The organism is Mucilaginibacter galii (assembly GCF_014635825.1).
Lineage (GTDB): Bacteria > Bacteroidota > Bacteroidia > Sphingobacteriales > Sphingobacteriaceae > Mucilaginibacter > Mucilaginibacter galii.
Window position 1 is genome coordinate 185,163 of record NZ_BMDO01000001.1, and the last position, 22,121, is coordinate 207,283.

Sequence of the window (22,121 nt, forward strand, 5' to 3'; positions counted from 1 at the left end):
TTTTGGCCTGCCGGTTACCATAAAATATTTGTTTATTTGCCGCCTCAAATTATGGTAAGTTACTTCGAGGCCTCCCTTCAAACAATATCGGTTCACCATGTGGGTAATCCTTTGCAGGATGAACGCTACGCACTTTCTGATGAACCGCTTACGCTCAAGGACGAAATTATTCCGCGTTTGCTGATGCAATACTTCCTGGCACCATTCGAGAAAACCAACGAAGTTTACCACCTGATGCACCCGGGTGATGATTTGGACCTGAACGAGATCTATCATTACTGCACCACTGTTTTTAATGATGATACTAAGTTTCAAGAGATTTCTCAGAAGATAGCCAAGCATTTATACAGCGTATCGGGCCACCCCAAGATCAAAGCCGGTGAGGTTTATATTGGTTACTTTAACGGAGTACAACTGGAAGGCGAGCAGGTAAATGCGGTGGGCATTTTCAAATCGGAAACTAAAGAAACTTTCTTGAAGGTATACCCGCAGGAAGGCGGTTTTGGCATGGACTATGAGGAAAACGCCATTAACATTAACAAATTAGATAAAGGCTGCCTCATATTTAACACCAGTAAGGAAGACGGCTACAAGGTAGTAGTGCTCGACAAAACCAACGGCAGCAATAACGAAGCGGTTTACTGGAAAGATGAGTTCTTGAAACTTAAGATCCGAAACGATAACTTTAATCAAACCAATAATACCCTCAGCATTTACAAGAACTTTGTAACCCAAAAGCTCGACGGTGAGTTTGAGATGAGCAAAGCCGATAAAATTGACCTGCTCAATCGGTCGATGAAGTATTTTAAGGAGAAAGACACGTTTGAACTTGACGAGTTTACGGGCGAAGTGTTGGGTAATGACGAAGCCATTGAATCTTTCAAAACATACAAAAACCAGTACGAGCAGGAGTTTGAAACCAAGATTCCCGACACGTTTGAAATATCAGACAATGCTGTAAAAAAGCAAGCAAGGGTTTACAAAAGCGTTTTAAAGCTTGATAAGAACTTCCACATTTATATTCATGGCGACAAAGACCTTATTGAAAAGGGCTTTGACGATGCCAAAGCGATGAATTACTACAAGGTATATTTTAAGCAAGAGGAATAGGCTTCTCCTATTATTACAAAAAATATAGCCACACCTTGTTTAAGATTTAAGCTTACTTACTGCTTGCAAGTAAGCTTAACCATGATGTGATTAGGTTATGAAGCCATGGTTTGCTAATATTGCTTATCAAACAAATTAACTGCCTAACCATGAAAAAACTTCTTTTAAGCTTAAGCTTATTCTGCATTACCTTTGCCATACAGGCGCAAACCAAACCTATGCACTGGCTAAATCAACCTAAAAAGTGGGCGGGAAACGCCGATAAACTAACAGTGACCGTTGACCCCGGCACCGATTACTGGCGCGTAACACACTACGGCTTTATCCGCGATTCGGGACCGTTTTATTACCAGGAAGCTACCGGTAATTTTGAAGCTACCGTTAAGGTGACCGGCAGTTACCAGGAACTGTTTCACCAAGCCGGCCTAATGGTGCGGATTGATAACAAAAACTGGATAAAGACCGGTATTGAATATGTAGATGGCGTACAAAATGTGAGCGCCGTGGTTACCCGCGAAGTATCGGACTGGTCGGTAGTGCCGCGTAACGACAGCCCTAAGTCTATATGGCTTAAACTACTGCGTAAGGGCGATTACGTACAGGTAGAATACTCGTTTGACAACAAGGCTTTCAAAATGCTGCGCCTTGCCTACTTTCCACCTAACGTAAAAGCACAAATTGGCGTAGTAGCCGCAGCACCGGGCAAAAAAAGCTTTCCGGTGGTGTTTGAAAACTTTATGGTTAAGGCTGTTAAATAGTTTTTATCAAGGTGTCAATGGCTTCTTTAACAGTAGGCATGTGCGTGCATACCCGCGAATCCATAATATCGCCACCAAAGCCATTCTCTTCGGTCGATGCTTTTTTACTCAAGGCTACAAGCTGTGTTTTAAGTTCAACCGGCTTGTAGCTTTCCAAGGTCCAAAGGGCTATAACCTTAATAAAATCACTTGTTTCTTTATCAGCAACAAGGCCCATTAATTCGCTCTTACTTTGTGATGTGTTATACGCAATTAAAGCCCTTGCAGCAGATGCCTGCGCATGAAAACTGTAATTTGCTTTAACGAACACGGCCAGCTGTTTTTCATAGCCCTTTAAACGTAAATGATAAATGCATTCTAAAGCAATATGCTGGTTGTAGAAGTTCTGCATTTCATCAGGTGTTGGTCCGGCCGGCTTTGTTGCCAGGTTCTTGGTAACAAAATCATTTATATACTTGGTATCGTAGGGTAAGTTATGATAATTATTAAAAATGGCTTGCATAGTGGGCTCGTAGACATTGGCAGTTGTACGCGCCTGATGATAGCTATGACGGTAGGTACCTGCCACAATGCCGTTTTTAACCCAGGCAAAACCGGTAGTTGGCGTGGCAATAGCATACTGTTCTCCTTTATTCTTCTTCAAAAAGAAGTAGCAGCTATCAATTCCCTTAAAATGAAATTCAGGCCCCTCACCTGCCGATGTGCTGCACAAGTGCAGTAGATAAAAACCCGACACTTTGATGTCGCCACTTACTTTTTCACCTCCTATGGTTTTTATAACATTGATCGTAATGCCTTTGTCGGCATCCACTGATTTTACCCTGGCCAATACAAAGCAATCTGCCTGACTAATGACCTTATCCATCCATGGCTCATTCCATGTGGTGGCGTCAGCTTTAAAAACTGCTATTGAAAATAATAAGATTAAAATTGATTTCAATGATGACATTGGGTTTAAGATTATTACAATAAATATCAACATTATAAGTCGGCATTTCAAGTTTTCAAGAAAGCAAATCATAAGTTTCCAACGGCATGAAAAGAATCCCCATTTTGCTCATATATCTTCGGCTTGTATTTGCCTTGGCCATAGTAGTCCTTGCGCTCACAAAGCCAAATGGGCATATAGCTTGCATCATATCCATGATGGTAACCGGGCTGGTGGCCGATATTTTTGATGGCATAATAGCAAGGCGCCTGGGTATTTCTACACCAAGGTTACGAAGGTTGGATTCGGGGGTAGATCAGGTGTTTTGGGTGGCTATTGTAGCCGCAAGCTATATTATTTACCCGCTATTTTTTCACCGTAATTGGGTGCAAATACTGCTGCTTGTTTTTGCAGAAGCCTTATGTTACGGCCTTAGTTACGTGAAATTTAAAAAGGAGGTAGCCACCCATGCTATCGCTTCTAAACTTTGGACGCTGGTTTTACTGGCAACGCTAATACAGGTAATTGCAACTGGCGATGCTCCAGTGATGTTCCAAATTTGCTTTTATATGGGTATAGTAACCCGATTGGAGATCATTCTGATGCTGCTGCTTATTCGCCAGTGGACCAATGACATTCCTACGGTTTACCATGCTTACCTCATTAGGCGCAATAAAGCTATTAAAAGGCATAAATTGTTTAACGGGTAATTTGGCATCTCATTATTGCTCACCGTAATAAGCTAATTTCATAAAAGCTAACACCTCCTCGTTTACATCCTCAACATAGCACATCCTGAAGTGGTGATTGAATTGGTTGCTACCCGGCACTTGTGCCATTTTCTTGAAGCATAAATTATCGGGATACAGTTGTTTGAATGGAAATACGATGTGGATGAAATTTTTACCTAATTGCGTAACCCATGCAATGCGCTTATCGGGGTTACCAAGTGCTATCATGGTTTTGGTCGGGTGCGGTACTACGTTGCCTATCGTTTGATATTCCTCAATGAAATGATGAAACAAGGCCAAGGTATAAGCTGACTTGCCGTTCAGGAAAGCTTTTATTCCTATATCATCTGCAGGGTTAGCCGAGTATTGCATACAACCGTTGTTAATCCGAAGGTAACCAAAAGTATCAATTCACTTAACCGTAATTTACAAGTCAGCCAAGATATTATCAATACCCCAACGCTCTTCAATACCTAACCCAAAAAGGGCGAAATCATATTTCACCGGGTCTAACGGGTCAAACTGGCGTAAGTGTTCGGTGAGTTCGAGGGCGGTTTGCCAATCGGTTTGTTTGCGGGTAATGAGTTTGAGTTTACGGGCTACCCTATCTACATGCAGGTCGCAAGGGCAAATTAATTGTGCCGGACTAATCCGGTTCCAAATGCCGAAATCAACGCCAGTATCATCCTTGCGCACCATCCATCGCAAAAACATATTCAGCCGCTTGCAGGTAGACTTTTGCGAAGGCGAGGACACATGTTTTTTGGTACGATGCGGAAAATCGGGCAGGGAAAAGAAGTATGAACGGAAATGATTTAAAAAGGAAGTAACCCCAACTAAATCCTCCCCTAAGGGGAGGACTTTAATTGCCTTGTTACTTTTTTCTAAGCCCTCCCCTTTGGGGAGAGTTGGAAGGAGTTTGGGCAAAAATGCATCCTCCAAACTATCATACCTTTCATAATGCTGCCTAAAGAACGTGATAAAATACAGCGTATCAGTATCGTTAAAAGTACGGTGCTTGAAGCTTAGTAGCTTCTTCAGGTCAGGTTCCTGGTGGTTGATAATGAAATCGTAAGGGGCACCATCCATCAAGGCAATAAGTTCGCGGCATTTACGAATGATGGTTACCCGCTGCCCCCAAGCCAGCGTGGCGGCCCAAAAGCCCATGATCTCTATATCCTGCTTCCGTGTAAACTGGTGCGGTATAACAATGGGGTCGTTCTGAATAAATTCAGGACGGTTATACTGGGCTACTTTAGCGTCGAGAAAAGATTTGATATCGGTAACCATAGAGCGATTAAAGAAAGCGGCGTCAAGATAATAGCAGCCGCTGTTACAATACAAAAATTTAGCTATTGTCGTTACCTATCCAAATTTCGGTTATTGCGGCTTTGGCATTCAGCGTAATAACTACAGCAGCATCGGTCATTACCTTGTTATGGCTTATTTGAATTCTAAGTATTCTTGTGTGGTCTGGTTGGGTACTTCGCTCGGCATAAGCTAAAGGAAAAACTTTCTTAACCTTGGTATCGTTGTCGCCTATCTTAAATACTTGGCCATTTAAATAAACCTGGTATTGCGAACCGGTTACCGTAACGTCTTCAAACTCCTTTTCATTAAAATTTACTATAAGGCCCTTGTATTTATGAATGTAGTCGTACCCACCCAACATTTCATCATTCTGCTTTGAGATTTTTGTTTTGCCGAACGCCTTTTGTAATTGCGCTGCGGAACCAAGAGCATAAGCTGCGTTACCTCCATTTTTTATCTGGATACTCTTATTGTCAACCATATCGTACTTTTGAGTCGCTGATTGCTGACTTTCAGTTGGATGGAGAAAAGAAATTAAAAAAATGAAAATACTGGTTAACATAAGTTTAAATTAAAAAAAGCACTCACCAGGTGGCAAGTGCTTTGTAAGTGGATTTTTATAATATTAGACTAAGACAAAGCATTTTTTAAATCTTCCAGCAAATCTTCAATATCCTCTACTCCTACGCTAATGCGCAGCAGGTTATCTACCACACCCACTTTTTCTCTTATTTCTTTTGGGATGGAACCATGGGTCATGGTAGCAGGGTGATTTATTAAAGATTCCACGCCTCCTAAAGATTCGGCCAGGGTAAATACTTTAAAATTTGAAGCAATGCGGAAGGTTTCGTCTAAGCCGGCATCTTTTAATACAATGGAGATCATGCCGCCAAAATCGCGCATTTGTTTAGCAGCAATATGGTGATTAGGATGATCGGTAAAACCAGGCCAGTATATTTTTTCAACCTTCGGATGATCTTTTAAAAACTCAGCTACGGCACGGCCGTTCTCGCAATGGGCTTTCATGCGCAGATGCAGTGTCTTGATACCGCGCAAGGCTAAAAAGCTATCCATTGGCCCCGGTGTAGCTCCACACGCGTTATAAATGAACCAAAGACGTTTATACAAGTCCTCATCGTTCATCATCAGGGCACCCATTACCAAATCAGAGTGTCCGCCTATGTATTTGGTTACCGAGTGCATTACAATATCGGCACCCAGGTCTATTGGGTTTTGCAGGTAAGGCGAAGCAAAGGTATTATCTACAACCAAGGTTAACTCATGCTTTTTGGTGATAGCAGCTACCGCCTCAATATCAACCACCTGCATGGTAGGGTTGGTTGGTGTTTCTATCCAAACCATTTTAGTATTGCCGTTTACGTATTCCTCAATAATGGTAGGATCGCTCAGGTCTAAAAAATGGAAGGTAATACCATAATTAGTAAATATCTTGGTAAAAATACGGTACGAACCACCATACAGATCGTTACCGGTAATTACCTCATCGCCGGGTTGCAGCAATTTCATCACGGCATCGGTAGCGCCCATACCACTCGAAAAAGCCAATCCGTACTGCGCATTTTCCAGCGCTGCCAAACAGTCTTCCAGTGACTTGCGCGTAGGGTTGGTACCTCGCGAGTATTCATAGCCCTGATTATCACCCGGGGCTTTTTGTGCGTAGGTTGATGTTTGATATATAGGCGTCATTACTGCGCCTGTACTTGGATCAGGGTGCTGCCCTGCATGTATTGCTTTAGTTCCGAATTTCATGACCTCTCCCAACCCTCTCCAAAGGAGAGGGCTTATTTTAGTTTATTTATTAAAGTCCTCCCCTTTGGGGAGGATTTAGGCGGGGTTTAATACGCTCTCGCAAACAAAACCCGCTGTGTAGACGGATTACCTGTTAAGATACATTTACCTTCTTCCTGCTTGTTGTTTAATGGTATGCAACGGATGGTAGCTTTGGTTTCGTCTTTTATGCGTTGCTCAGTTTCAGGTGTTCCGTCCCAGTGGGCCGATAGGAAACCTGGTTTTTCATCGAGCAGGCGTTTAAACTCATCGTAGGTATCTACTTCTGTGGTGTTCTCTTCACGGAACTTAAACGCTTTTTGGTAAATATTAGTCTGTATATCTTCCAGCAATTGCTCAATGTGGTTAGCCAGGCCATCCTGCGTTACGGTTTCTTTGGTACGGGTATCGCGGCGGGCAAGTTCTACGGTGCCGTTTTGCATGTCTCGGCTGCCAATGGCAATACGCAGGGGCACGCCTTTGAGTTCGTACTCGGCAAACTTAAAGCCCGGGCGCTGGGTATCGCGGTCGTCAAATTTAATAGAGATCCCCTTAGCGCGCAATTCGGCGCTTAAGCCTTTAATGTAAGTGCGTATGTTTTCCAGTTCCTCATCGTGCTTGTAAATAGGCACGGCCACTACTTGTATAGGAGCAAGTTTTGGTGGCAATACCAAACCGGCATCATCTGAGTGCGTCATAATCAACGCGCCCATTAAACGGGTAGATACTCCCCAAGAGGTAGCCCAAACATGCTCTAACGTTCCTTCTTTGGTAGTAAACTTTACGTCAAATGCTTTGGCAAAGTTTTGCCCTAAAAAGTGCGAAGTTCCTGCTTGTAAGGCTTTACCATCTTGCATCAAAGCCTCAATGCAGTAAGTATCTAATGCTCCGGCAAAGCGCTCGTTAGCGGTTTTACGTCCTTTTACTACGGGTACGCCCATCCAGTTTTCTACAAAATCGGCATAAACCTCTAACATTTGTTCTGTTTCGGCTACAGCTTCCTGGGCAGTAGCGTGGGCGGTATGGCCCTCTTGCCATAAAAATTCGGTGGTACGTAAAAATAAACGGGTGCGCATTTCCCAGCGTACAACGTTAGCCCACTGGTTAATGAGCAGTGGCAAATCGCGGTAGGATTGTATCCATCCTTTATAGGTATGCCAGATGATGGTTTCTGAAGTTGGACGAACGATTAATTCCTCTTCCAATTTAGCATCTTCATCTACAATAATATTACCCTCGCCATCGTTTTTTAAGCGATAGTGTGTTACAACCGCACATTCTTTAGCAAAACCATCCACGTGGCTGGCTTCTTTTGAGAAGAAAGATTTGGGGATGAACAGCGGAAAATAGGCATTGCTGTGGCCGGTATCTTTAAACATTTTATCAAGCGCTGCCTGCATTTTTTCCCAGATGGAATAGCCGTAGGGCTTAATGATCATGCAGCCTCTTACCGGTGCATATTCGGCAAGATCAGCTTTTATTACAAGGTCATTAAACCATTGCGAGTAATCTTCGTCTTTACTAATAATCCCCTTGCTCATATTAACTTTTGTGGAATAGATTTTGACTATTGAAATGTGTATTATTGCCGTCAAATTTAGAAATTTAAACGTTAATAAGCTTCAACTTTAATATAACAACCAACAATATGAAAAGGAACATTTTACACTCGATCGTTCTTTTAGGTGCCCTGGCACTGGCTTCCTGCTCAACCACTAATAAATTAGCATCAACTCAAACTGCTGACGATGATGTTTACTTTACCAAGGCTGAAGCCGGCGACGCTCCCGTTTACCGCCAGCAGGTTAACCAGGAACGATACATTAACACCGACGGAGACGAAGGTGACGACGAAGATTATTACTATTACGACAGCTATGCATCGCGCATTAACCGTTTCGGGTACAACTCCCCGTTCGATTATTATGACGATTACTATTATGGCTACAATAACCCTTATGCCTACGGCGGTTACGGCGCAGGCTTAGGATACGGTGGTTTAGGTTATGGCTATGGCGGCGGCTGGAACATTGGCTTAGGCTTTGGTTACGGCGGTTATGGCTACGGAGGCTACGGCAATCCGTGGGGATATGGTTATGGTGGTGGTTACGGCTATGGTTTAGGCGGTTACTATTCTCCTTACTCCTACTGGGGTACCGGTTACGGTTATGGCGGCGGTTATTGGGGTGTAGTATCGGCCAATAATAATGTTTCGAGGGCAAGACCTTATCGTGGCGCAGGCTTTCCAAATTCAACAATAGGTGGCCGTTCTTCATCTGCACGCCCGGTGGGTTATAATGGTAATTATCCTAATGCAATGAGCTATCCGGGGCGCAGGCCAGTTTCAATAGGCAGTGTGAATGGAAATGGAAATAGTTATGGAGGCCGCCCAACGCGTGGTGGTGCTACCAATGGCCAGCCTTCTTACAGACCAACACGTTCAGAAGCCAGCAGGCCTGCTCCACAGCCTGTATTTGACAGAGGATCGCAAAGCAGTTCGGCCGGCAGCTCAAATAGTGGTGGCGGAGGCGGTGGTGGCGGTAGCCGTGGTGGTGGCCGTCCGGGAAGACCTTAATTTCTTATTGCACATATACTCATGAAAATCAAATATCTACTCCTTGCAATGGCTATAGTAGCCATTACACAGCATGCCTCTGCTCAATACTCGGCCGATGCTATACGGTTTTCGGGCACACAGCCCGGCTCAACGTCGCGTATCAAAGCTTTGGGTAATGCCAACGTTTCGGTCGGTGGCGATCTAACCTCTATTGGCGGTAACCCTGCCGGCCTGGGTTTTTTCACCAAATCGGAGTTAAGTATTACGCCCGAGTTCAACATGAATAAAACCAATTCGGTTTACCTGGGGCAAGGCACCAATTCCAGCCGTAACGATGGTAATTTTAACAACGCTTCTGTTGTGTTCTATGGCAAACTAAACAAAGCGCCCGGCGAAGACAAAAGCAAAGGATGGCTGAGTGTTAACTTTGGAGCTAACTACAGCCGTACCAATAATTTTTACCAGAATACTTCTTACGGCGGTGTTAACCCGTCAAGTTCTATTGCTGATTATTATGCAGTTTTAGGAAATAAGGCTTTGGATGACGGATTTTCTTTGGGCGGGTATTTAGAGGGCTGGGCAGAAGCACAGAAGCTGATATACTTGACTAATGGACGTTACGAAGCTACCACAACTTTAGAGGGTACACAATCTAAAAATATTGTAAGCACGGGCGGACAGTCTGACCTTAACTTTTCCTTTGGTGCAAATTACAGCAACAAGTTCTATATTGGTGCTGGCTTTGGCATTACCAGCCTACGTTATAATTCTACTTCGAACTTTGTTGAAGATAATTATCAATACATTGGTGTGAACAAGGATTTTGTTTCTACCTACACCCTCGATCAGGCAACCCGCGGCAACGGCTTTAACGGTCGTTTAGGTGTTATTTACAAGCCGGTAGAAATGGTGCGTGTGGGTGCTACCTTTACTACGCCAACCTGGTATACCATTGATGACAGCAGTTCGGAAGGTTTGGCTACCAAATACAGCAACGAAAGAACACAATCTGACGGCAGTAACTACCCGTTAACCTATCGCCTTCGTACTCCTTACAAGGTGGCTGGTGGTATCTCAGTTTTCGCAGGAAAATTAGGTTTTATTACCGGCGATATAGAGTATGTTGATTATGCATCTACCAAATTAAGCCAAAGCTCTGATTATGACTTTGACTTTAGCGGAGACAATGCCGATATCAAAAGCTTTTATAAAGGTGCTGTAAACGCTCGTTTTGGTGCTGAAGCACGTTTAACCCCTAACTTTATGTTGCGTGGCGGTTATGGCATTTTAGGATCGCCTGTGCGCAATGCCGACAGCGATGCCAATACAAAAACCATCAGTGGTGGTGTTGGCTATCGGTTTGCTAACTACTACATTGATGCCACTTACATGCATGTACAAGCTAAATATGGTCAATATCCTTACGAAATTGGAGAATTAAGCCCGTTGGCCAGCATAAAAAACACTAACAATAATGTGTTTGTAACACTTGGTTTAAGGTTCTAACAACACATAAAACCGATAATAAAAAAGCTCTGCTAATTAATAGCAGAGCTTTTTTATTGATAATAACTAAACCGAATTAGTCTTCGTTAACAAACGAACGCAGCATCCAGGTATTTTTCTCTTTGTATTGCATAAAGCTGTTCACTAAATCGTTAGTACCATCATCGCCAACTTCGGCAGTAAGCTCTAAGATAGCGCGCTCCATCTCAATAAGGGTAGCCATATCTTCAATTAAAGCTTTCACTAAAAAATCGGCTGTTTGGCCAATGGTATTTACTTCTTTAATTTTAGATACCTTAATATAATCGCCAAAAGTGCTGTATGGTGGCTTGCCTAAGGTTAAGATACGCTCGGCCAAATCGTCAATAGTTTGTACGGCATTGGTGTACATTTCTTCGAACTTAACGTGCAACGTAAAAAAGTTATGCCCTTTTACGTTCCAGTGGCATCCTCTAATTTTTTGATAGTGGATATGGTAGTTGGCTAAAAGCTCATTTAAATGGTCAACAACCGGTTTTACTTCCTTTTCGTTAAGGCTTATTTCTTTAGCATCCATGGTAATGAATTGTAATTAATGTATGGGTTCAACACATACCTAATGTAAGTGTTTGAAAAAAGCCAACAATTTGACCTGATTTAAATAAAAACCTTACTTTTAAGCATGACTGAGTTGAAGCTGCTGGTGGCCGAACATTTTGAAGGCCAAATATGGCGTATGGAGGTAGATCATATTAGCCATACCCTGTTTGCCGAGATACGCCAAACTGAGGATCGTAAAGTAAGCTTTGCCTCCATTAGTTTAGTGAGCGGTAAAACTTATTTTAAGAACTATACCGTAGACGAAACCTGGTTGACAGGTATTGAAACCGCTTATAATGAGGTTTTGCTGTTGCACTATTACCAGGCGGCTTCAAGCCCTGCCCACAAGGGCCTGGCAGCCGTAAATGCAGTGACCGGTCAGTTACTTTGGCACAACTTTAATTACTCGTTTGACCAGCTTACCGTAAACGGCCCCATAGTATTTGACAGCCGTATGCAGCCACCGCAGTATAAACTGGCCGATATTACCACCGGTGCACAGCTACGAAGCTACAACCCGGTAATTGATGTTACACCCGATAATCATATCATTGTTCCGCAGAGTACGCCGCTTCCTACTGATTTGCCTAAACTCCCGGTAGAGCCTTACCACAACAATGTGCATTATGTAGAATACAATAACTACAGAATTGTATCTTTGCACGCGCTTTGGGCAGGGCAGCTAAGGCAGTACTTGTACATCTTCAATAACAACCAATTAATTTTTGAAGATATATTAAATACCAACATACAAAAATTGCAGCCCGAGGCGTTTGTTTTATACCGTAACCAGCTTATCTATTTAAAAGATAAGGTAGAGATAACGGTATTAAATTTATAGCTGAAAAGTTTAAACATGACATTAAAGATTTTCTTCCTGGCAGGCATATTCTCCTTTTCTTCTGCCTGCTTAATGGCCAGTCCGCTGCTCGACTCTGTAGGTGTCGAGAACCAAGACGGCAAAAAAGTAATATTACATAAGTTAGAACCTAAAGACAACTACTATTCTGTAGGTCGCCGTTACAATATTAAGCCAGCAGCTATAATTCAGTTCAATGGCAATGCCTCGTTGCGTGTAGGTCAGGTTATTAAGGTGCCTACCGAGCTTCCTTTTGTAAGTTCAACACCGATTGCTAGCACAACGCCTGCAACAGAGGTAGCCAGTAATGATGCCGTAACCGAATACAAAGTGTCGGCCGGCGAAACGCTCTATGCCATTTCGCGCCGGTTTAACATCAAGGTTGAAGATATTATTAGCCAGAACAATTTAAAATCTAACAACCTTACTCCCGGCCAGATCTTAAAGATCAGATCGGTTGCTGCAACGGTAGCTCCGCCTACGCCACCACCTGCTGTTGTACAACAAAGCACAGGTGTACCGGCCGCCAAGCGCGATTCGGCATTGGTTGCACAAACAGATAGCGCTGCCAATACCGCCGAAAGACGTTTGCCCGCCAACCGCTACGGTATTACAGAGCGTAACGAAAGAGGCGTAGCCACCTATATGGACGATACTGGTTTGGGCCTCGACCCGAATAAGAAACTGGTACTGCATCGCACTGCACCCATAGGTACGGTATTAAAAATTACAAACCCCATGACCAACCGCACCACCTTTGCCAAGGTAGTGGGCAGCTTTACCGAAAACGCCGCCACCAGAGATGTAATTGTAGTACTCACCAAAAGTGCCGCCGATGCTTTGGGCGCACTTGATAAACGCTTTCAGGTAAATATAAGCTACGGAACTCCTTCTAATGAATAAGCCATATATTATTGGTATTGCCGGCGGCAGCGGCTCGGGCAAAACTTTTTTTTTGAAATGTTTTTTGGAGCATTTTTCGGCCGATGAGGTGTGTTTGGTATCGCAGGATGATTATTACATCCCGGTGGCCCATACCATGACTGCCGAGGAAAATAAACATTATAACTTTGACCTTCCCCGTACTATTGACCGTGAGCACTTTCATCAGGATATTTTAAGCCTGATGAATTACCAAACCATTCATAAGCAGGAATACACCTTTAACAACCCAAACGCCGTACCCAAAACGCTGGAAATAAAGCCCGCACCTATTTTAATTGTGGAGGGTTTATTTATTTTGCATTTTAAAGATATTGCCGAGAAGCTTGATCTTAAAATATTCCTGGAAACTGATGAGGACGTAGCTTTGAAACGCCGATTAAAACGTGATCTGGAAGAACGCGGTTACTCTAACGATGATGTGATGTACAAATGGCACCACCACGTAGTACCTGCTTACAAAGAGTACCTCCTGCCCTACCGCGAAAGCTGTGATAAGATCGTGATCAATAACACCCAGGTAGCCGATGACATTATCCGCATTACCGACGAAATTTCGGAACAGCTTAGGCATAAGCTTTTTAACGAATAGTAATTAAATAAACAAATACAAAGAGGCGCCCCTATAAGGCGCCTTTCTTGTTAATAACGCTACTTTCTTTTACAGTCAACCAAGTTAACTAAGCCAACATATAATTCCTTATAAAAAACAAATCAGCGGTTGAAACCTTATTCATATATACATCAAAATACAACACCTATGGTACCCTACGATGATGAACCAACCAAAGATTACCCTCATTCGGCCGAGCAACCTGCCAATGCACCAGCAGGCGGTTACGAGGTAAAGGATGATGACGATAACCTTGACGAAAGCGATTTAAAACGCAAAATATTTGGCGGTGAAGATGCCAACCCCGATAAGCCCGGTTATGAAAGCCATGGCATGGGCGGACAAGCATTTGGCGAGATCAGTGAAACCCGTTCGGGCGATGATTTGGCTAATCCGTCGCGCAATGCGGGTTACAGTAACGATTATTTTAAACGCACTGAACCCCTACAGGAACACCCTGAAAATCAAAATTTTAAACCAAAAGATCAATTAGGAGAACCCGATATGAACGAAGGAAAAGAAGAAGTGCCAGGATACCGCGAGGCACCAGATCAGCAAAAAGTAGGCGGCGTAGAGGAAGACAACGGCAAAATACAGGAAGGAACTTCTGATGCCGACGGCGATCAGCAAAAGGTAGGTCAGGACGATTCGGATACACCGGGCACCGCCTACTACAAACCCGAAGATGATAAAGGCACGCCAGACTACGGCAGTAACAGCCCGGATAACAGCTAAATTAATGGCGTTATGAATGCAAAAAGTCCCGTTTAATACGGGACTTTTTGCATTCATAATATTTCAGATAATTAGCAGAAAACTTCAAAAAACTTCATATTTCCTCATAAAAATCCAGTGTTGTAATAGAGAGATTTTTCCTTGTAGATTGAAAGTGAAACGTACAAAAAAACCCGGTAACATCTAAATGTAACCGGGTTATATAATATCAGAAATTTTTTCTTTAATTACGCCGTAGCAACCAACCTGCTCATACTGCGGTATACGTAGCTGCTGAAGATATGGCGGCGGGCAAATCTTCCCGGCGAATCGGCGTTAATGAATTTTACGTAAACGGCTTTCGGCACATCGAAGTATTCGTATTCGTTACCATCGGCAAAGCTCACTTTCAATACCGATTGCTTGTACTCAAAATCCTGAATACCTGCAGTGGTAATGGTGGTCGTATATTCGGCCAGGCTTTGGTTACGTGTTTCGGGGGCTATGCTTACTAAAAAGTGGTAAGCTTCAATAATAGTCTTGCTTTTTTCTTCGGCCTCCTGGCGGCTTTCAGGCGTTTCGGCATGCTTATCGGGGTGCCAGGTTTTCATCAACCCGCGGTAAACCGATTTTAATTCCTGTAGTTCGGCGTCTTTAGTTACGTTCAATAACTTCCTGTAATCGACAATTTTTTTCATGTTTGTATTCTTATTTTACTGTCGATGAACTGAATAGCCTTATAAAAGTCAGGCATCCAAACCAAGGAGAATAATGCCGCAAAGGTACACTTTTTACCCCGCAAAAGCTACTGCTGCTAAGTTATTTAAAGCAATACATCGTTAACCGGTTGTATGCGTGGCGGCAGGTTGGTTTCACCCAGCATTTCGCGCAGGTCTATCTCTATGTTGCGGCTTATAGCGGTCATGGGTACATCGTTCACATAGTTTTCGAAGGGATCTTCGCTGTTATCGCCCACAATTTCCATGGTAGAGAAAAACCAGGAGATCAAAACATTAAACGGAACTGCCAGCCAGATCATATGAGCCGTTTTAGAACCACTAAACTGCTCCACCAAGCCAAAAGGCAATATCAGTAAGAAGATCCAAACGAATATGGTACTCATGTAAGCATACTGTCGCGGAAAAGGCGTGTTCTTAATGCGCTCGCAAACGCCCTGAAAATTGTATAGCTGCTCAATAGTCCGCATCATATCTATTTGCCGCCGTTCGGACAGGGTACCGTTAGTTACCAGTTGGGTTAAATGCATACCCTGTAGCCTGAACAATTGGGTAGCCGCGTTGGCTTTGGCCAATACTTCGTTATACTCTGCCTCTGACAAAAAACCAGATATAGCATCGAGAGATTTATTATCGGCCCCTAAATCAAACACCGGAACATAGCTAATATTCTTCCGATCGTATATGGTAGTCTTTCGCAACTGTATGCGCAAGGCATTTATCCAGGCAATTTGCCTGTAGATCAACTTTTTGGCTATTTCAGCGTCGGTACCGGCTTTATCAGGCTGGCTGTTGATGTATGAAATCACCTGGCTCCCCCATACCCTGCTGTAATTGGTAATACCACCCCAGGCTTTACGGGCTTCCCAAAAACGGTCATAACTTTGGTTGTTTTTAAAGCCGAGGTAAAAAGCAACCGCAATACCCGTAGTACTCACCGGCAAAAACGGAATACCAATATAGATATCATAACGCCTTAATAGCACATAAGCCAACACCACCAGCGAAGCGTAAAGGGTAAACAGAATAAGATTCTTCCAGGCAAATCTTAATATAATACTGCTCTTAATATTACGGCGGGTGTACATAGCACTAAATGTAATATTTAAAAGCCACATAAATATCCCGGAATGATAAGATAATGCTGTATTAAAATGTGCTTTACTTTGCTGTATGTAAAGCCATTATTCCACCGCTACCTTTTTCATACTTTCCCTGCCATAAAATACCGGGAAATACATCATTTCGGCCTTAGCCGGGTTAATTGTATAGGTACCGTTATAGCGCGGCATCAGGTTAATGGTGTAAGTGTATTTACCCTGTTTAAGCTTACGGCAAAAGATGCTTACTTTCTCTTTAAAGTATTCGCGGTGAACCTCGTTGCCACCCCAGGCCTGCTCTTTGCTCTGGTAGCTGCAACCGGCCGGAATAGGGATCTCTATCATTACAAAATCAGCATCGGCCCTAACGCTTACCTCGGCTTTAAGCTGCACCTGCTCACCGCCCTTTAGCTTGGTTACCGCACGGTTATTGATCTCGAAGCGGGTATCTACCGTAAAATCTTTACTTACCTTTTGCGGATCGTGATTGAAAAACTGCTGATAAGCGGTAACATAAACCGGCAACGTACCTGTTTTGCTAATGCCTAAATTGGTGCCATTAAAGCTGACAGTATAAGGAAATTGCTTCACCGGTTGATTGATGCCACCCGTCAACGTCAGTGCCGCAGGTTTAACCTGCTTTCCACCTTGTAACAAGCCTGGCAGCAAGGCTTCGAGTATAAGGGCCGACTCGTAAGTGTTGCGCCACTCATTATTTTTACGCTGTTCGAGCAGGAACCCCCTGATCTTGGAAAGTACCTGCGGATGCTTACCCTCATTGGCAAACAACTGATAGGCCAGCAAACTTAGCTGTATGGAGTTATCAAAAAAGCGGTAACTATCATCGCCCCAATACAGGTTGCCAAACATGGTGGTTTTGTGGCTGGCCATCAGTGTATCTATCTTTACCGGTAAACCCACCTGTTGCTGCAAAAGTAGAAAGCGATAACGGTCATAACGGCTTACGAATTTGCGGGCAGCCATTTCTTTTTGCATAGCGGCGGTGTACCGCTCATAATCTACCTTGGCATCCAGCTTTTTGAGGATCTGCAACGCCTGTATCTTATCTGTGTGATTATAGCCTTCCAGTTGGTAAACGAGGTAGCTGGTTAGCTTGGGCTTATCAAGATTTACATAATACCCAAGGCGTTGCGCTTCGGTAAGGGCCTCTATGGCGTGTAAGCTTATCCAAAGTTCTTCATCGCCGGTTTTCCACCAAGACCATAAGCCGGTGGTTTGGGCGTTATCACTTAGCTTTTTAATGAGGTCTTCAATATTCTTTTTGTATTTGAACTCTTCTTTTAAATATCCTTTAATACGCTCCTGCATTAATAAACCTTTCAGCTTAGAAGCCAGTTGCTCGTTGCATAAGTAGCGGTAGTTGCGCAGGCGCTCAGTTTCTTCAATCAGCACCGGCAACAGCGAGGCTTCGGCCTTGAAAGTTACGGGACCTAAAGCCGGGTCGAACTTCATGTTGACGGTAGTATCTTGATCCAGTGCCGCAAAGTTGCCTTTGGTTTCTATTACGCCGGCTTCTATCAGCGGTATTTTGCGCAGTTCGCCGTCAAAGTAGCCGTTGTCGCGTTTAATACTGTATTCAAAAGTAAGGCTGTCGGCACCTGCGGCGGTTATTTTCAGGGTGTCTATTTTTGAAGAAGTAATGTTTAATAGGTCGCTCTTTATTTCCTTCCCATTGTATTTAAAGCTGCGGATAAGTTTCACTCCCTCGGTATTATAATTCATCACCTTGCCTATGGCGCTCAGTTCATCGCCTTTCACAGCAAACTGCGGAGAGATAAAATTGGCGCTTAAGGATTTAAATGCTTTGATCTGGCTTTCGGCTATACCAGTTTGCCGGTTACCGTTAATGGCAATTACAAAAGTGCGCCAGTTGGTAATATCATCGGGGAACATCGAGGTAAAGCTGGCCTTACCCTCGGCATTGGTGGTAAGCCGGGGCTGCCAGTAAGCATAATCGGCAAAGTTTTTACGCATGGTTTGCTGGCCCTGCGCGGCAACATCGGTACCATCGGCTTTAGCTCCTTTCTTTTTGGTATTAATGATCACTACACCATTAGCGGCCCTTGCACCGTAAAGGGCAGTGGCGGCAGCATCTTTTAACACGCTCATTTCGCCGATCATATCGGGGCTGATACCCGCAATACTGTTTACCGGCACGCCATCAACAATATACAGCGGGTCTTTGCCATTTATGGAACCGTTACCTCTGATTTGAATTGATGCGGTGGAATAGCTTGTTACAGAAAGACCGGCAACAGCACCACTAAGCGACCTCTTCATTTCAGTGCCATAGCCCACCACTACAACCTCCTGTAACATTGCCTGGCTAGCTTTCATTTGAACGGTTACAAACTGCCCCGGGACGATACCGGTTTCTTTGGTTTCATAACCTATATACGCGAATACCAATTTACCGCTTGCGGGTACTTTGATGGTAAAGTTGCCTTTAACATCGGTGGTTACCCCATGCGGCGTACCTTTCACTTTTACGGTTACGCCAATCAGGCTTTCCTTGGTGTCATCTGTTACCTGCCCTGTCATGGTGTAGGTAAAGCTTTTGGGCGCTATATATTTTTCGTTGAACGTTTCTTTGAGTTTAAGCGCATCATTATTGATCTTCCTGTCGTTAGCCGTACTGGCATCAGGCCGGCTGGTAATAATTTCGCTGATGCGCTTACTCACCGAATCGGCCTGTTTAGGCCGCAGCGTGAATGCGTAATAATTATCGCCGTAAGGTTTAATATCAATATTTTCTTCCACGGCATACCTGTCTCCTTTGAGCAAAAAGAACAGGCGGTATTTACCGGCATTTAAACTACCCAAATTAGTTTCGGTACCACGCAGCACCCTGATGAAATCGGGATTTGAATAGCTGTAAATGATCACATTCCTGATAAACAGCGGTTCATCTTTTTTAGGATTGATCTTTATATTCAATCGCCCTTCGGCACGTGCCAGCTCATCGGTGTTCATGAATAACTGCTCTTTTTGGCTGCGGTTATCCAAATAGTCGTGCCATAAGCTGTCCATCCCCTTGGCGGTTAATACATACTGTTTATAGTTAGTTGCGCCCTCGCCGCGGCTAAGGTTGGTGCTGAACGGGTATTTTGTTTTAATACTGGTTTGCTTTAACAAACCCGGCTCAAACAGGTACGTGTAGTTGGGCTCGGTTGCAAAGCTTAGCGGATTATTGCCATAGATATTGAATTGCGCTACGCCTCCCATGAGCGGACCGGCCAAAATTGACCGCGCGTTGTAATAGTTTCGCGGCACCGGGTTTAACAAAATGACGTTATTATCATTCTTTAGCTGCGCCATTTGCCACGTAAAATTATCGGCCACTTGTATCATGTACTTATTCAGCATACCGGCTTCATCATCCGCCAAAGTATCGGGCATGGGCAGCACATGAATGTTTTTATCGGTTGAGGTGTTACTATTGAAACTGATGATCAACTTCTTCCCTTTTTCCACCATCACAGTATCGACCGATATACTTTCCTTTTGCGTACGAAAACGCAGGCTGTGCCTGCCCGGGTTAACTCTAAAACTGTATTGCTGTAACTGCTGTGCCTGGCTAAAATATACAGGGCGCTCATCAATATACAGTATATGCACCGGTGCTATATTGCCGCTATCTGTTACGAAAGGTGCAATTTGTGTTACTTGATCAGGAGCAGGCTCGGCTATTTGGTAAACGTTACGCGGATGGGTAAACCTGAAATAAGTAATACTATCGAGCCCTATTTCACGGCTCCAGCGGTCCCAATTCAGTTTAATGTTGCCATCGTTCAATTCGTCAACCGGCAGATTATCTTTGAAACGCATGTAAGACCGCGCTTTACCCATGTAAGGTACATTGGGCAGGTTATAGTTGGTAAATTTGCGTGTTACCGACCACGCCGTAACATCGGTGTTGGCAACAGGTTTACCTTTGGCATCTTTAACTTCAATTTGGGTGGTAACCTGCTGCCCGGGGTATACTGATAAGGGTTGTTGCACATCAATATTTAATAGTTTATCCTGATATACAAGCGTATAATTTGAGGAACGCATCTTACCTGCCCATACGTAATTACATACAAAAGTTAGATTGTTACTGCCTGTATGTTTTCGCCGGTAATTAAGCGTATCGGCAAAGCCGGCATCCACTATATTTTTACCATCGTATAAGCTATACCAAAATGGGATGCGGCGCGGGTTAGCCACCTGCACAAAGGCAGAATCGGCTGTGCGGTAGCCTGATAAGGTGATGTTGGCCTGCAAATCATTAAGCTCAATGGAATTATACGCACTGTCTGTTTCGGCTGCATATTCATTTGCATAAGGGTTTATTTTTAACCGTGCAGGCAGCATCACTTTAACGTTCGATAAGGTATCATCGTCATCATTCGTAGCGCTGATCAGTGCCGAAATTTTCACTTCTTTACCCCACTCGTATGCTTTGGCTATGAGGCTGTCTTTTTCTATATCAAGTTTAATGTGGTACCGTTCGTAAGTATATTTAATATTTTGACCGGCCGATTGGCTTTCATTGTTGCTGTTTAAAAAGTTGGCGTTAATTTCATAGTTGATATCTGCTTTAGGAAATATAGAATCGGGTAAAAGCACTTTGGTCTCGCCCACGGGTTCCAGCGTTACCCTGTGCTGCCAAAGCGTATCGGGTACAAATACCTTCGCTAATTTTGAGGATTGAAAATCGTTGGTAGTGAGCACGAGGTTTACGCGGCCATCAGGTACGGGCAAACTATTTTCATCAGTTGCTTTAAGGTAGATGGCCAGCAGGTTGCCTGGTCCGTGCTCCTTTTTATCGGTCCGCATAGCAAATTGGGTAGACTTAAGCTCGTACTCTTCATATTTGAAATTTACCCGTGCCAACTTGTTCTTGCGGTTAAACTCGCGGTTCTGCTCCTCGGTATGGTCATCAGCATTATAGTTGGCAGTTGACGGATTTTCGAGGGTTAGCACATAGTTATTATCAAGCCTCAGGTCAAGACTATCGGCCAGTACAAAATTACCTTCAAAGCCACCCGGACGATAGCTGTTCACATGGCCTATAATCTTACTGTCATCATCACTGTAATAATTCCGGCTTAAACGTACCAGCAACTTTTGATCAGATACTGGTTCTTTAGACTTTTCCTGTAAAATAAACGCTTTAAACTTAACCGTATCGCGCGGTTTATACTTTGGCTTATTGGTAAGCATAAAACTGTTATACAGATTAGGCTTACCCGGCTTGTAAGTATTGCGACGATCTTTTTTAAACCAACCTGCTATTTTCTGCCATAACCTCTGCAGGTAATTATGATGTACCTCATCCTTTTCTTCTCCCAACTTATAAAAATTGCTTACGCCTGCATACCTGGCAATTAACAAGGCATGTTTACCGGGGTGAGGAAGATGATATACCTGAGCTTTAATGTCATAGCTAACGGGCTTATTGTTTACAGTTACCAGGGCGCCCGTTATGGTGTTACCTGTTTTGTCCGTCAGGGCAAATCGAAGATCAGTAGTGTTTGCCAGTACCCGCAGAAATGCCGAATGATTTTCAATAAGCTTATATACAAGCCGGTTCTTTTCGGCATAAACCTTATAGTAGTTGCCTGCCGGCAGTTTATTTTCCCAATACTTGCCGGTTTTAAAAGAATCTACAGGAAGCTTCAATTCTGTGTCCTTCGGGTCGGTATCGGGCTGCTGGTAGCGTTTCAGCAGGTCGGCATCTTTGATTTTATACAAGTAAGTGTAATAACTGCTTTGCCTGCTGTTAGTCAGCGGCTTTTGTGCACGGCATACTACGGTACAAAAAAAGGCAAGTACAATAAGGGAAAAGGCTTTCATGGTTGATACTTTTAGTGCAAGGATGC

At 43.6% G+C, this 22,121-nt stretch carries 19 protein-coding genes; 9 read left to right on the plus strand and 10 right to left on the minus strand.

What is annotated here, in order from left to right; translation table 11 throughout:
• Positions 1–51 precede the first annotated feature (51 nt).
• Positions 52–1,110 (plus strand): nucleoid-associated protein, encoded by a 1,059-nt coding sequence (locus IEV61_RS00885; RefSeq protein WP_188412926.1) that lies wholly within the window; start codon positions 52–54, stop codon positions 1,108–1,110.
• Positions 1,111–1,259: 149 nt separating this feature from the next.
• The gene (locus IEV61_RS00890) at positions 1,260–1,868 is read left to right on the plus strand and encodes a DUF1349 domain-containing protein (RefSeq protein ID WP_229746990.1); all 609 of its coding nucleotides are present in this window, start codon (positions 1,260–1,262) and stop codon (positions 1,866–1,868) included.
• Here the strand turns inward: IEV61_RS00890 and IEV61_RS00895 are convergent.
• Positions 1,861–2,817 carry a hypothetical protein gene (locus IEV61_RS00895; protein WP_188412928.1) on the minus strand — a complete coding sequence of 319 codons (957 nt, stop codon included), beginning with the start codon at positions 2,815–2,817 and terminating at the stop codon, positions 1,861–1,863. The genes IEV61_RS00890 and IEV61_RS00895 overlap by 8 nt on opposite strands.
• Before the next feature lie 86 nt (positions 2,818–2,903).
• Here IEV61_RS00895 and IEV61_RS00900 point away from each other — a divergent pair, with 86 nt between their 5' ends.
• Entirely contained in the window at positions 2,904–3,506 is a 603-nt protein-coding gene (locus IEV61_RS00900) for a CDP-alcohol phosphatidyltransferase family protein (RefSeq protein ID WP_188412930.1), read from the plus strand.
• 12 nt (positions 3,507–3,518) lie between these two features.
• Here IEV61_RS00900 and IEV61_RS00905 read toward each other — a convergent pair whose 3' ends face one another.
• From IEV61_RS00905 to proS, 5 genes are all read right to left on the minus strand, one after another.
• Positions 3,519–3,899 (minus strand): DUF5655 domain-containing protein, encoded by a 381-nt coding sequence (locus IEV61_RS00905; RefSeq protein WP_188412931.1) that lies wholly within the window; start codon positions 3,897–3,899, stop codon positions 3,519–3,521.
• Between the two features lie 54 nt (positions 3,900–3,953).
• Positions 3,954–4,817, minus strand: a complete 864-nt coding sequence (locus IEV61_RS00910; RefSeq protein ID WP_188412932.1) for a TIGR02757 family protein — start codon at positions 4,815–4,817, stop codon at positions 3,954–3,956.
• Positions 4,818–4,875: 58 nt separating this feature from the next.
• Entirely contained in the window at positions 4,876–5,400 is a 525-nt protein-coding gene (locus tag IEV61_RS00915; protein ID WP_188412933.1) for a hypothetical protein, read from the minus strand.
• A 68-nt stretch (positions 5,401–5,468) separates the two neighbouring features.
• Positions 5,469–6,608, minus strand: a complete 1,140-nt coding sequence (locus IEV61_RS00920) for a cystathionine gamma-synthase (protein WP_188412934.1) — start codon at positions 6,606–6,608, stop codon at positions 5,469–5,471.
• 86 nt (positions 6,609–6,694) lie between these two features.
• Complete coding sequence (proS, locus tag IEV61_RS00925; RefSeq protein ID WP_188412935.1) at positions 6,695–8,167, minus strand: proline--tRNA ligase; 1,473 nt, start codon at positions 8,165–8,167, stop codon at positions 6,695–6,697.
• 107 nt (positions 8,168–8,274) lie between these two features.
• Between proS and IEV61_RS00930 the strand changes: the two genes are divergently transcribed.
• Both IEV61_RS00930 and IEV61_RS00935 read left to right on the plus strand, forming a co-directional pair.
• Positions 8,275–9,201, plus strand: coding sequence for a hypothetical protein (locus IEV61_RS00930; RefSeq protein ID WP_188412937.1), 927 nt, complete (start codon positions 8,275–8,277; stop codon positions 9,199–9,201).
• A 21-nt stretch (positions 9,202–9,222) separates the two neighbouring features.
• Positions 9,223–10,689 carry an OmpP1/FadL family transporter gene (locus tag IEV61_RS00935; RefSeq protein ID WP_188412938.1) on the plus strand — a complete coding sequence of 489 codons (1,467 nt, stop codon included), beginning with the start codon at positions 9,223–9,225 and terminating at the stop codon, positions 10,687–10,689.
• A 76-nt stretch (positions 10,690–10,765) separates the two neighbouring features.
• Here IEV61_RS00935 and IEV61_RS00940 read toward each other — a convergent pair whose 3' ends face one another.
• On the minus strand, positions 10,766–11,245 hold the full coding sequence (locus IEV61_RS00940) for a Dps family protein (RefSeq protein ID WP_188412939.1): 480 nt from the start codon (positions 11,243–11,245) through the stop codon (positions 10,766–10,768).
• A 105-nt stretch (positions 11,246–11,350) separates the two neighbouring features.
• Here IEV61_RS00940 and IEV61_RS00945 point away from each other — a divergent pair, with 105 nt between their 5' ends.
• From IEV61_RS00945 to IEV61_RS00960, 4 genes are all read left to right on the plus strand, one after another.
• On the plus strand, positions 11,351–12,109 hold the full coding sequence (locus tag IEV61_RS00945) for a DUF4905 domain-containing protein (protein ID WP_188412940.1): 759 nt from the start codon (positions 11,351–11,353) through the stop codon (positions 12,107–12,109).
• Between the two features lie 15 nt (positions 12,110–12,124).
• Complete coding sequence (locus IEV61_RS00950; RefSeq protein ID WP_188412941.1) at positions 12,125–13,030, plus strand: LysM peptidoglycan-binding domain-containing protein; 906 nt, start codon at positions 12,125–12,127, stop codon at positions 13,028–13,030.
• Positions 13,023–13,661 carry a uridine kinase family protein gene (locus IEV61_RS00955; protein WP_188412942.1) on the plus strand — a complete coding sequence of 213 codons (639 nt, stop codon included), beginning with the start codon at positions 13,023–13,025 and terminating at the stop codon, positions 13,659–13,661. Before IEV61_RS00950 ends, IEV61_RS00955 begins: the two co-directional genes overlap by 8 nt.
• 168 nt (positions 13,662–13,829) lie before the next feature.
• Positions 13,830–14,417, plus strand: coding sequence for a hypothetical protein (locus tag IEV61_RS00960; RefSeq protein WP_188412943.1), 588 nt, complete (start codon positions 13,830–13,832; stop codon positions 14,415–14,417).
• A 227-nt stretch (positions 14,418–14,644) separates the two neighbouring features.
• On the opposite strand, the gene IEV61_RS00965 is transcribed toward IEV61_RS00960, so the two are convergent.
• The 3 genes from IEV61_RS00965 to IEV61_RS00975 form a co-directional block, all read right to left on the minus strand.
• Positions 14,645–15,094, minus strand: a complete 450-nt coding sequence (locus IEV61_RS00965) for a KTSC domain-containing protein (RefSeq protein ID WP_188412944.1) — start codon at positions 15,092–15,094, stop codon at positions 14,645–14,647.
• 125 nt (positions 15,095–15,219) lie between these two features.
• Positions 15,220–16,221 (minus strand): bestrophin family protein, encoded by a 1,002-nt coding sequence (locus IEV61_RS00970; RefSeq protein ID WP_188412946.1) that lies wholly within the window; start codon positions 16,219–16,221, stop codon positions 15,220–15,222.
• A 96-nt stretch (positions 16,222–16,317) separates the two neighbouring features.
• Positions 16,318–22,095, minus strand: coding sequence for an alpha-2-macroglobulin family protein (locus IEV61_RS00975; RefSeq protein ID WP_188412947.1), 5,778 nt, complete (start codon positions 22,093–22,095; stop codon positions 16,318–16,320).
• Positions 22,096–22,121: the final 26 nt, after the last annotated feature.